Genomic DNA, 12,635 nt, shown 5'->3' on the forward strand with positions numbered 1-12,635 from the left:
TAGAACTTTTAAGCTTTAACATAATATTATGGCTAATACAAAAAAATACTGGAAAGGTTTAGAACAATTTAATGAAGATCCTAAGTTTTTAGAATCTGCAAAAAACGAGTTCCCGGAACATTTACCTGTTGATGAATTTTTAGGAGATGCTGAATCATTAGAAAGTTCTTCAACTTCACGAAGAGATTTTCTTAAGTTTTTAGGGTTTGGTGTTGCTGCTGCTTCGTTGGCTGCTTGTGAAACACCTGTAACTAAAGCGATACCTTACTTAAATAAACCAGAAGAGATAACTCCTGGTGTTGCTAATTATTATGCATCTACTTATTTTGATGGTAATGATTATGCGCCTATTTTAGTTAAGACAAGAGAGGGACGTCCAATTTTTATTAGTGGTAATACTTCATCTACTTTAACTAAAGGTGCAGTAAATGCAAGAATCAATTCATCTGTTTTATCTTTATATGATAACAATAGATTGAAAAACCCAATGATGGATGGTAAAGAATCTGATTGGAAATCAGTAGATTCGGCTATTAAAAATGGATTAGCTAATGCTAGCAAAGTAAGAGTTCTTTCATCAACAATTATAAGTGATGCTACGAGAAGTATCTTGTTTGATTTCGCAGGTAAAGATGCTACAGATGATAAAGGAAACGTTATAGGTAGGACTTTAGATGGATGGGTTCAATACAACCCAATTTCATATTCAGGTATTTTAAATGCTAACCAAGAAACTTTTGGTAAAGGTGTTGTTCCAACTTACAACTTTAAAAAAGCTAAAACTATAGTTAGTATTGGTGCTGATTTTATGGGTAACTGGTTAGATGCTTTAATGTATGTAAACGATTACGCACAAACTCGTAAACCTGATGCTGATTGGATGTCGAAACACTACCAGTTTGAAGCTAACATGTCGTTATCTGGAACAAATGCAGATGTAAGAGTTCCTGTTAAGCCATCAGAATACGGAGCAGTTGTTGCCCAATTGTTAAATAAATTAGGTGGTAGCGTTAATGCTGCTGCAACTAAATATGATGATTATATAGCAGCAGTTGCAAAAGATTTAAAAGCTACAGCAGGAGAGTCAATTGTTGTTTGTGGTTCTAACGATAAAAATGTACAAATTTTAGTAAATGCCATCAATAACCTGTTAGGTAATTATGGTAAAACTATTGATTTAGTTCGCCAGTCGAATACTAAAAGAGGTGATGATACTGCATTATTAGCATTAATTAAAGAAATGAATGCTGGTGAAGTTGATGCCTTGTTTATTTATGGTGTTGATCCAGTATTTACTTTAGGTGATGAGTTTAAATCGGCTTTAGCTAAAGTAAAACTATCTGTTTCGTTTGCTTCAAAAATGGATGAAACAGCTGCATTGTGCAAGTTTGTTTGTCCTGACAACCATGCTTTAGAGTCGTGGAACGATGCAAAGCCTGTTCCTGGATATTACTCATTAGCTCAACCAACCATTTCGAAATTATTTAATACTCGTCAAGCCCAAGAAAGTTTCTTGACTTGGAAAGGAAATAGTACTTCTTATTACGATTATCTAAAAGCGTATTGGGAGAAAAACATATTTAACCAACAAACTAGCCAGTTGTTTTTTACAGATTTCTGGAATAAAGCATTACATGATGGTGTTGTTGAATTGCCTTTTACTTCAACCGAAAGTTTAACCTTTAATGGAGATATTGCAACAGCTTATGCTGCAATTAAAACTGCAAAAACAGGAGCAATTGAAATTGAATTAACTCAAAATATTGGTGTTGGTGATGGTGCTGGAGCAGATAACCCTTGGTTACAAGAAATGCCAGACCCATTAACAAAAGTAACTTGGGACAACTACGTAACCATGAACCCAGCAGAGATGTTGGATAAAGGTTATAACATTAACTTAGGTCAAGAAGAATTGGCAAATGTTGTTAATGTTACAGTAAACGGAAAAACGGTAGAGAATTTACCTGTGGTTGCTCAACCAGGTCAAGCTAAAGGAACAATAGGTGTCGCTCTTGGTTATGGTAAAAAAGTAGGTAACATGACCGAAGCAACTGGTAAAAATGCTTATCCATTGGTTTCATTAACTGATGCTGGTCTATCATATTATGGTGTTGCTACTCTTGCAGATGTTTCCATGGATTATCATGTTGCTGCGACTCAAACTCAGCAAACGATAATGGGTAGAGATTCAATTATTAGAGAGACAGTAATAGACATCTACAAAAAAGGAAACAAAGAAGATTATAATCCTGCTCATACTTTATTGGTTCACGAGAAAGGAGAAGCAATTAAGAAAAATATCAAAGAAATTGATTTGTGGGGAGCTCAACCAGTTGAAAACATTGGTCACAGATGGGGAATGTCAATTGATTTGAATACTTGTATTGGTTGTAGTGCTTGCGTTACCTCTTGTGTTGCAGAAAACAACGTTGCTGTAATTGGTAAAGATGAAGTAAGAAGAGGTAGAATTATGCACTGGATGAGAATAGATAGATATTATTCTAGTGACTATCAGGAAGTTGGTAAAATTGGTGATACACATGATAAAACAAAAGCAGCTGAAAATGTAGGAGGTATTTCTGCATACACTCAAATGGAAAGAGCTGCAGATAATCCTCATGTTGTTCATCAACCAATGATGTGTCAACACTGTAACCATGCTGGTTGTGAAACAGTTTGTCCTGTTGCAGCTACCACACACAGTAATGAAGGGTTAAACATGATGGCTTATAACAGATGTATTGGTACAAGATATTGTGCAAACAACTGTGCTTATAAAGTGAGAAGATTTAACTGGTACAATTACAAAGCTTATAAATTATTTACTGATGTGAATCCATCACAAGATGATTTAGGACGTATGGTGTTAAACCCAGATGTTGTAGTTCGTTCAAGAGGTGTAATGGAAAAATGTAGCTTATGTGTACAACGTATTCAAGCAGGTAAATTAGATGCTAAAAAAGCAGGAACTAAAGTTGAAGATGGTTCAATCCAAACAGCTTGTTCTACAGCTTGTCCTACAAATGCAATTACTTTTGGTGACTTGAATGATTCATTAAGTAAAGTTGCAGAAGGAATGAAGCATGATAGAGCGTATAGAGTTATTGAAGAAGTAGGTCAACAACCTAACATATACTATCAAACTAAAGTTAGAAATTTAAAAAATAGCGAAGCTTAACAGTTGTTTTAAAAAAATTTAAAAGAATGCATAAAGAGTCAGCAATAAGAGAACCATTAATATTAGGTCACGACGTTACTTATAGTAAAATAACTAACGATGTGTTGCATACAATTGAGAATTCTCCAACAAAAACATGGAAAGTACTAATGACCATTGCAACAATAATTGCTTTATGGGGTGTTGGTTGTATTTTGTATTTATTAGGTACAGGAATCGGAACGTGGGGATTAAACAATACTGTAGGTTGGGCTTGGGATATCACCAACTTTGTTTGGTGGGTTGGAATCGGTCACGCAGGTACGTTAATTTCTGCCGTATTATTACTTTTTAGACAAAAATGGAGAATGGCTATTAACCGACCAGCAGAAGCGATGACTATTTTCGCGGTGTTTATGGCTGGTACATTCCCTATGATTCACATGGGTAGAATTTGGATGGCTTACTGGGTATTACCGCTACCAAACGAATTTGGTTCATTATGGGTCAACTTTAACTCACCATTACTATGGGACGTATTTGCGATTACTACGTATATGTCAGTATCATTAGTTTTTTGGTACATTGGTTTAATTCCTGATTTTGCAACTATTAGAGATAGAGCTAAAAAACCAGTTCCGAAATTAATGTATTCGTTATTGAGTTTTGGATGGACTGGAAATGCTAAAGCTTGGCAACGATTTGAAGAGGTGTCTTTAGTATTAGCTGGTTTAGCTACTCCTTTAGTATTCTCTGTTCACTCTATTGTATCTATGGATTTTGCTACCTCGGTAATACCAGGTTGGCATACTACCATATTCCCTCCTTACTTTGTGGCTGGTGCGGTATTCTCTGGATTTGCTATGGTTCAAACCTTAATGATTATTGTGCGTAAAGCAATGAGATTAGAGCAGTATGTTACAATAAAACACATCGAATACATGAACATTGTTATTATTGTTACAGGTTCTATAGTTGGTGTAGCATATTTAACAGAGCTTTTTATGTCGTACTATTCAGGTGTTGAATACGAATCTTATGCATTTATTAATCGGTTTTCTGGTCCTTACGCATGGGCTTATTGGGCAATGATGACTTGTAACGTAGTTTCTCCTCACTTATTCTGGTCTAAAAAATTAAGAACAAGTTTAGGGTTTACATTCTTCATGTCTATTATCGTAAACATTGGTATGTGGTTCGAGCGTTTTGTAATCATTGTAACTTCCGTTCATAGAGATTATTTACCATCAAGTTGGTCAATGTTCTATCCTACTTGGGTTGATATAGGTGTTTATATCGGAACAATAGGTATATTCTCTGTATTCTACTTATTATTCTTGAAATATTTCCCAGTATTGGCGTTTAATGAAGTTAAAACAATTTTGAAATCATCAGGTGAAATGTATAAGAACATGTCGGATGAAGATTTTAAGAAATTACACCCAGTAAAAAAAAATAAATAATTTATAGTTTATTGAATATTTAAAACTATGTCAGATAAAAAAATATACGCAGTTTATGATGATGATTATGTGCTTTTAGAAAGTGCAAAACATCTTGTTGCTAAAGGCATTTATATTAGAGATGTATTTTCTCCATTTCCAATTCATGGTTTAGATCCAGTTATTGGGTTAAAAAGAACACGTATTGCTATAACTGCATTTATATATGGAATGATAGGTGTTTCATTAGCATTGTTAGGTATGTGGTATTTTATGATTCAGGATTGGCCATTGAATATTGGAGGAAAACCAAATTTCTCATTAATTGATAATTTACCAGCATTTATACCTGTAACTTTTGAGTTTGGTGTTTTATGTGCTGCTCATGGTATGGCAATTACTTATTTATTAAGAAACTGGACTTTGCCAGGATTTAAAGGAAGAAATCCCTACCCAAGAACAACAGACGATAGATTTGTTATGGAGATTCACACTCACGATAACGAAATGTCAGAAGAAGAAATTAAATCATTGATTAACGAAACTTGTGTTTTGGAAGTTGATGTTAAGAATTCATAATTTATAGAAAGTAATGTTTATGAAAAATAAGTATCATAATATTTTAGCCAAACTTGCATTTTCTTTTGTGTTGGTTTCAGTTTTTTCATGTAAAGAAAAAAATGGATTAGCTCCAGAATACATGCCAGACATGTATCGTTCTCCTGCTGTTGAACCGTATGTTGATTATGGTGATATAAAAGATAGAACAAACGAAGAATTTACAAACACCATGTCTGTAAGAACTCCAGTAAATGGAACTATTCCAAGAGGGTTTACTCCTTATGCATACGAAAATAATGCAGATGGTTATATGTTGGCAGGTCAAAATTTAAAAAACCCAATCGCATATAGTGATGTAGTTGGAAAACAAGGTGAAGAATTGTATGGTATGTTCTGCGTTCATTGTCATGGTAAAACAGGACAAGGAGATGGAATTTTGGTTGAAAGAGAAAAATTCCCTCCACTTCCAGTTAAATTTAATCCTGGATTGGATATTTCTGAAGGAAAAATGTTTCACTCAATTACCTACGGAAAGGGTTTAATGGGGCCTCATGCCTCACAATTAAATAAAGAAGAAAGATGGAAATTGATTCACTTCATAAGAACTAAATTTATGAACGAAGGTCAAACTGCTGTTGTTGCTGTTGATAGTAATGTTGTTACAGAAGAAGTTCCTCAATAATTTTTAGACTAATAAAACATTTATAAAAATGGAATATAAAGTATCAAAAAAAGCAAACATTACCACTATACTTTTAATAGTTATTGGTTTAGCTTCATTCTTAATCGGATTATCTACTAGTCACGGACATACTGGACAAAGAGTTTGGGCTAATTTATTAGTAAACGGATATTTTTTCTTTACTATTTCTTTAGCATCATTGTTTTTTGTGGCGTTGCAGTTTATTGCAGAAATGGCATGGGGTGTTACAACACAACGTGTTTTTCAAGCAACAATGAGTTTTATGCCAATTTCAGCCGTTGTTTTATTGCTGGTGTTTATCGGTGGGTCAATGCATTGGAACCATATTTATCACTGGATGGCAGAAGGTATTACTGATCCATCAAGTGAACATTATGATGCAATTATTGCTGGTAAATCTGCATATTTAAATCAACCATTCTTTTGGGGTAGAACAATTGTTTATTTTGCAGTATGGATGTTTTTTGCAAATTGGTTTGTTAAAAAATCAAGAGCTGAAGATCAATTGACAGTTGCTCATGGAGAAGCAAACCCAATCTATAAAAAATCAATTTTTATGGGAGTATTGTTTATCGCATTTTTTGCTTACACATCTTCATCATCAGCATGGGATTGGTTAATGTCTATTGATACGCACTGGTTTAGTACTATGTATGGATGGTATTCGTTTTCAGGAATGTGGGTTTCTTCTATAACATTTGTATTGTTATTGGTTATTTACTTAAAATCGTTAGGCTACCTTAAAGAAGTGAACGATAGTCATTTACATGATTTAGGAAAATGGATGTTTGCAATTAGCATGTTGTGGGCTTATTTATGGTTCTCTCAATTTATGTTAATTTGGTATTCTGACATACCTGAAGAAGTAACCTATTATGTTGAAAGATTTAACGATTACAAATTACTTTATTTAGGAACTTTCTTTGTAAACTTCTTATTACCGTTCTTTGTTTTAATGTCGAGAGATGCTAAAAAGAATGTGGTATTTTTAATTCCTGTTGCAATAATTATTTTTGTTGCTCACTGGCTGGATGTATTGGTGATGGTTTTACCTGGAACAATGCACAATCATGGTAGTTTAGGAGCTATCGAAATAGGTATGTTTTTAACATTCTTAGGATTGTTTATCATGGTAACATTAAGAGCTTTAACTAAAGCTCCATTGATGCCAAAAAATCACCCAATGTATGATGAGAGTGTTCATTTACACACTTAATTGATATGAAAATAAATTTGAGCCCATATTTTATGGGCTTTTTTTTTGAGCTATGGATTATTGTTTAGGAAATTGCGTAGGTTGTTTAAAAGTCAACCATTCATTATTTAACGATTTAAGCGATAAAGAACTTGAATTAATGAATAGAGATAGAAGTAAGCTTTTTTTTAAAAGGGGAGATGTCATTTTTAGAGTTGGAGCTATTCCACTGGGTTTATATTGTTTGAATGCTGGCAAAGTTAAATTAGTTAAAGAAGGTAAGATTGAAGATGAATTTATTGTAGGTTTAACAAAGCCTGTTGATTTTTTAGGTTTCGACAATTTAATGTCTGATACAGCTTATAAGTATTCGGCTATTGCAATAGAAGAGGTTTCAATTTGTGTAATTAAAAAACAAAATTTGTTCGAAGTTATATCTAAAAATGCCGATTTAGCCAATAAAATAATTCAGCACCTCTCTCAAAAATTAATACAACAAAACGAAAGATTGTTGATTCTTACTCAAACAAAATTAGAGTCTAGATTAGCCTATACATTAATAGATTTAATTAATTTTTATGGATTTGAAGCTGATGGTAAAACACTTGCGGTTGAATTGAAACGAAAAGAATTGGCATCTTTATCGAGTATGAATACGGCAAATGTGATAAGAATGATGTCTCATTTAAAAAAGATAAAAATAATTGACACCAAGCTTCGAAAAATTCAAATATTAAAACTAGATTTATTAAAAAATCTGGTAGATTAGTATAGCAAAAAAAATATTTTTTTTGTTTGACAGAAAATTTGTAATATTTTAGGAAAATATCTATTTTCGGGCTTTTAAATTATGTTATATAACATACGATTTAATAACAATTAAAGATTGAACAAACTATGATGGTATTATTGGTAAGTGTAACTGTATTATTGGTTATCATTTCGGCGGCGCAAATATTGAAGATTGCTGAATTAAGTGCTATTAGTAAAGGCGAAAAAGTTTACGAAATTTCGGAAAAAGAGAATAGAGTTCAATCTATTTTAATGTTGGTTTTCCTTGTGTTTTATTTTGCATTTTTTGCTTGGCAATATGTTAAATGGGGAGATTTAATGTTGCCTGTTTCTGCTTCAGAGCATGGGGTTGGGATAGATAACCTGATGAATATTACTTGGTTGCTTATTATTCCAGTATTTATCGTTACTCATATTTTATTGTTTTGGTTTGGGTTTAAATATGCTTACAAAGCAAATAGAAAAGCAGTATTCTTTTCTCATAGCAATAAATTAGAATTAATTTGGACAATTATACCTTCTTTAGCATTGACAGTATTGATTCTTTATGGATTAAACAACTGGAATAAAATAATGACTCCTGTTAATACTGAGGAAGAGCATGTGTTAATTGAATTAGTTGGTCAACAGTTCTCATGGGGAGCAAGATATGCTGGTAATGATAAAAAGTTAGGAAGAGCGCATGTGAATTATATTGAAGGAACAAACTTTATGGGTATTGATGCATCAGACGATAATTCAAAAGATGATATCGTTGTAAAAGGAGAGTTTCATTTACCAGTTAATGTGCCAGTACAATTTGTATTTCGTTCAAATGATATTATTCATAGTGCATATATGCCTCACTTTAGAGCTCAAATGAACTGTGTTCCAGGGTTAAAAACACAATTTAATTTTGTCCCTACTATTACAACAAAAGAGATGAAAAAAATAACCAATAATGAAAACTTCGAGTATTTGTTATTGTGTAATAAAATTTGTGGTGCAGCACACTATAATATGCAAATGAATATCGTTGTTGAAAGTAAAGAGGATTATGAAAAATGGCTTTCTTCACAAAAACAATTTGCTTCAAATAATTAATTAGAATTTATACTAAATAAGATAATAGAATGAGTACACATCATCATCACGATCAAGATTTTTTATTTAAGTACGTTTTTAGTACTGACCATAAAATGATATCAAAACAGTTCTTGATAACTGGTTTTATAATGGGTTTTATTGGTATGATAATGTCCACACTTTTTAGGTTGCAATTAGGTTGGCCAGGAGAAAGTTTTTGGATAGTTGATAAATTGTTGGGCTCGTGGGCAGAAAATGGGGTAATGGCTCCTGATAAATATTTGGCGTTGGTTACCATGCACGGAACAATTATGGTTTTCTTTTTACTTACTGCTGGTTTAAGTGGAACTTTTAGTAATTTACTTATTCCATTACAAATAGGGGCAAGAGATATGGCTTCTGGTTTCTTAAACATGTTGTCTTATTGGTTCTTCTTTCTCTCAAGTGTAATTATGCTAATTTCTTTAGGTGTTGAGGGTGGTGCTGCTTCTGCAGGATGGACTATTTATCCGCCTTTAAGTGCATTGCCTCAAGCTATTCCAGGCTCTGGATTAGGAATGACATTATGGTTAGTAGCTATGGCTATTTTCATTGTTTCATCATTATTAGGTAGTTTAAATTACATTGTTACAATTCTTAACTTACGTACCAAAGGAATGAGTATGACAAGATTGCCGTTAACGATTTGGGCGTTTTTGTTAACTGCTATTATTGGTGTAGTTTCTTTCCCAGTTTTATTATCTGCGGCTTTATTGTTGATTTTTGATAGAAGTTTTGGAACAAGTTTCTATTTGTCGGATATTTATATTGGTGGTCAAGTATTAGAGCATTCAGGTGGTAGCCCAATTTTATTTGAGCACTTATTCTGGTTCTTAGGTCATCCTGAGGTATACATTGTATTATTACCAGCTTTAGGGATTACTTCAGAAATTATTTCTACCATGACTAGAAAGCCAATTTTTGGTTATAGAGCCATGATTGGATCGATGATTGCAATTGCTTTCTTATCTACTATTGTTTGGGGTCACCATATGTTTGTGACAGGGATGAATCCGTTTTTAGGAGCTGTATTTACTTTTACGACATTATTAATTGCAATACCTTCTGCTGTTAAAGTATTTAACTACTTAACTACTTTATGGAAAGGAAACATTAAATTTTCTCCTGCCACTTTATTTAGTATCGGTTTAGTTTCTACCTTTATCTCAGGAGGATTAACGGGATTAATCTTAGGTGATTCAGCTCTTGATATCAATGTTCATGATACATACTTTGTTGTTGGTCACTTCCATATTGTAATGGGTCTTTCTGCTATATTTGGAATGTTCGCAGGTGTTTATCACTGGTTTCCAAAATTGTTTGGTAGAATGATGAACAACAAACTTGGTAATTTACATTTTTGGATAACAATTGTTTGTGCTTATGGAGTATTCTTTCCGATGCACTTTTTAGGCTTAGCAGGTGTTCCGAGAAGATATTATACTAATTCTGAATTTCCTTTATTTGATAATTTATTAGACATAAATGTACTGATAAGCACCTTTGCAATTGTTATTGCATTTGGTCAATTGTTATTTTTATACAATTTTGTTTATAGTGCATTAAGAGGTCCTAAAGCACCTCAAAACCCTTGGGATAGTAACTCATTAGAGTGGACTGCTCCGGTTGAACATATTCATGGAAATTGGTATGGTGATATTCCGGAAGTTCACAGATGGCCTTACGACTATAGCAAAGTAGATGAAAATGGAGAATACATTGGAGGTAAAGATTTTATCCCACAAACTACTCCATTATACGATAATGAAACTGACGAAGCACATTAATTAGGAAATGGCAGTAATTACGTTACAAGACAATATGACGACTAAAGCTGAAATTCGTAAGAAAACAGCGAAGCCTTTACTATGGATTGGTATAGTAAGTATTGTTATGTTTTTTAGTGGTTGGACTAGTGCTGTAATTGTAAGTAAAGGTGGTAATGGAAATTGGTTAAATATTGAATTGCCATTTGCATTTGCTTTAAGTTCTATTATTATTATATTGAGTAGCCTTACATATCATTTTGGATTTATTTCCATTAAAAAAGACAACAAGAACGCGTTAAAACTTACCAGTGTTGCAACATTAATACTTGGGTTTTTATTTGTTGTTAGTCAATATTATGGATGGAAAGAGTTGTACTCAAATGGAATAGTAGCTACTGGATCAAGTAGTACAAGTGCAAGTTCATTTATCTATTTAATTACAGTTTTTCATGTGTTACATTTATTAGCGGGAATTATTTCGTTAATAGTAGTTGCGGTAAAATCATATAAGGAAAAATATAATTCGTCTAATTTTTTAGGTGTAGAGGTAAGTCTAATTTACTGGCACTTTTTAGGTGTTTTATGGATTTACTTGTTTTTATTTTTAAAATATATAGCTTAATAATAATATTTAGTATTATGTCAAATTCAATTTCAATGGACAAAAAAACTGCTTGGGCTGGTGATAATAAATCGCCATTAAATGCAGGGTATGGAAAGTTAATGATGTGGTTTTTTCTTGTGTCAGATGCACTTTCTTTTACTGGATTTTTAGCCGCTTACGGATTTTACCGTCATTATTATGGTGCATTATGGCCAAGTGCTGAGAACGTGTTTACACACTTCCCTTTTATGCATGGCGACCACCCATTGTTGTATGTAGCGTTAATGACTTTCATATTAATTATGAGTTCTGTAACAATGGTTTTAGCTGTTGAAGCTGGACATCGTATGGATAAAAAAGGGGTTACGCTTTGGATGTTGTTGACCATCGTTGGTGGAGCTATATTTGTTGGCTCTCAAGCATGGGAATGGGGTCATTTTATACATGGTTCGGAATTAGGTGCTATTGAGTTAGGAAAAGGAGTATTTACACTACCTGATGGTTCTGTTGAAATGACGAAAGGAGTAATTGCAAGATGGAGAGCAGATGAACAAGCATTGCTTTTACCGTGGAAAGATGGAGCCGATTATATACAAGTAAGTGGTGCACAAATGAAAGAAATGGTCGAAAATGGAATTAAAGTTCAGGGAGCAAATCTAACACATAATGAATACGGACATCCTTTGTTTGCTGATTTCTTCTTCTTTATTACTGGTTTTCACGGTACTCACGTATTTAGTGGGGTGGTATTAAACTTCATTATCTTTATCAATGTAATAATGGGAACTTATGAAAAAAGAGGTCACTACGAAATGGTTGAAAAAGTTGGTTTATACTGGCATTTCGTTGATTTAGTTTGGGTATTTGTTTTCACATTCTTCTATTTAATTTAGTACATAAAAATTATAACTATGGAACATTCGGGACATTCAGAACACACAGAAGCTTATGAATATGCAGTTCATCATTCAGAAGAAGCTGGAAAAAAAATAAGAAAAAGAATCTGGTTAATTTTTTGGGTTCTTCTAGCCATCACTACAGTTGAAGTACTTTTAGGTATTTACTGGAAAGAAATGGGACTGCCTTGGGGGTTAATAAAAATGACTTTTATTGGATTGACTATACTAAAGGCATTCTATATTGTTTCTGAGTATATGCACTTAAAACATGAAGTAACTTTTTTCAAAAACATTATCATTATTCCGTTTGTATTGTTTGCATTATATTTGGCATATCATGTAATGACTGAAGGAATTTATTCCGACATGATGGAAAAATGGTTGTATTAAAACCATTATTTGATAGCAT

11 protein-coding genes are annotated in these 12,635 nt (G+C 33.0%); all 11 read left to right on the forward strand.

Features of this window, described 5'->3' with window-relative positions:
• Positions 1-25 precede the first annotated feature (25 nt).
• On the forward strand, positions 26-3,178 hold the full coding sequence (locus H6589_00390) for a TAT-variant-translocated molybdopterin oxidoreductase (GenBank protein ID MCB9173049.1): 3,153 nt from the start codon (positions 26-28) through the stop codon (positions 3,176-3,178).
• A 26-nt stretch (positions 3,179-3,204) separates the two neighbouring features.
• Positions 3,205-4,620, forward strand: coding sequence for a polysulfide reductase NrfD (gene nrfD, locus H6589_00395; GenBank protein MCB9173050.1), 1,416 nt, complete (start codon positions 3,205-3,207; stop codon positions 4,618-4,620).
• A 27-nt stretch (positions 4,621-4,647) separates the two neighbouring features.
• A complete protein-coding gene (locus H6589_00400; protein ID MCB9173051.1) occupies positions 4,648-5,178 on the forward strand; it encodes a DUF3341 domain-containing protein in 531 nt (176 codons plus the stop codon).
• Between the two features lie 19 nt (positions 5,179-5,197).
• Positions 5,198-5,842: a cytochrome c gene (locus H6589_00405; protein ID MCB9173052.1), complete on the forward strand. Its 645-nt coding sequence runs from the start codon at positions 5,198-5,200 to the stop codon at positions 5,840-5,842.
• A gap of 82 nt (positions 5,843-5,924) precedes the next feature.
• Positions 5,925-7,079: a quinol:cytochrome C oxidoreductase gene (locus H6589_00410; GenBank protein ID MCB9173053.1), complete on the forward strand. Its 1,155-nt coding sequence runs from the start codon at positions 5,925-5,927 to the stop codon at positions 7,077-7,079.
• Positions 7,080-7,131: 52 nt separating this feature from the next.
• Positions 7,132-7,827: a Crp/Fnr family transcriptional regulator gene (locus H6589_00415; protein MCB9173054.1), complete on the forward strand. Its 696-nt coding sequence runs from the start codon at positions 7,132-7,134 to the stop codon at positions 7,825-7,827.
• Positions 7,828-7,955: 128 nt separating this feature from the next.
• Entirely contained in the window at positions 7,956-8,933 is a 978-nt protein-coding gene (locus tag H6589_00420; protein ID MCB9173055.1) for a cytochrome c oxidase subunit II, read from the forward strand.
• A gap of 29 nt (positions 8,934-8,962) precedes the next feature.
• Positions 8,963-10,741, forward strand: a complete 1,779-nt coding sequence (locus tag H6589_00425; GenBank protein MCB9173056.1) for a cbb3-type cytochrome c oxidase subunit I — start codon at positions 8,963-8,965, stop codon at positions 10,739-10,741.
• 7 nt (positions 10,742-10,748) lie between these two features.
• Entirely contained in the window at positions 10,749-11,345 is a 597-nt protein-coding gene (locus H6589_00430) for a cytochrome c oxidase subunit 3 (protein MCB9173057.1), read from the forward strand.
• On the forward strand, positions 11,306-12,220 hold the full coding sequence (locus H6589_00435; protein ID MCB9173058.1) for a cytochrome c oxidase subunit 3: 915 nt from the start codon (positions 11,306-11,308) through the stop codon (positions 12,218-12,220). Before H6589_00430 ends, H6589_00435 begins: the two co-directional genes overlap by 40 nt.
• A gap of 18 nt (positions 12,221-12,238) precedes the next feature.
• Positions 12,239-12,616 carry a cytochrome C oxidase subunit IV family protein gene (locus tag H6589_00440; protein MCB9173059.1) on the forward strand — a complete coding sequence of 126 codons (378 nt, stop codon included), beginning with the start codon at positions 12,239-12,241 and terminating at the stop codon, positions 12,614-12,616.
• The last annotated feature ends 19 nt before the right edge of the window (positions 12,617-12,635 follow it).

The sequence above is a fragment of the Flavobacteriales bacterium genome (assembly GCA_020635795.1).
Classification (GTDB): Bacteria; Bacteroidota; Bacteroidia; order Flavobacteriales_E; family Vicingaceae; genus Vicingus.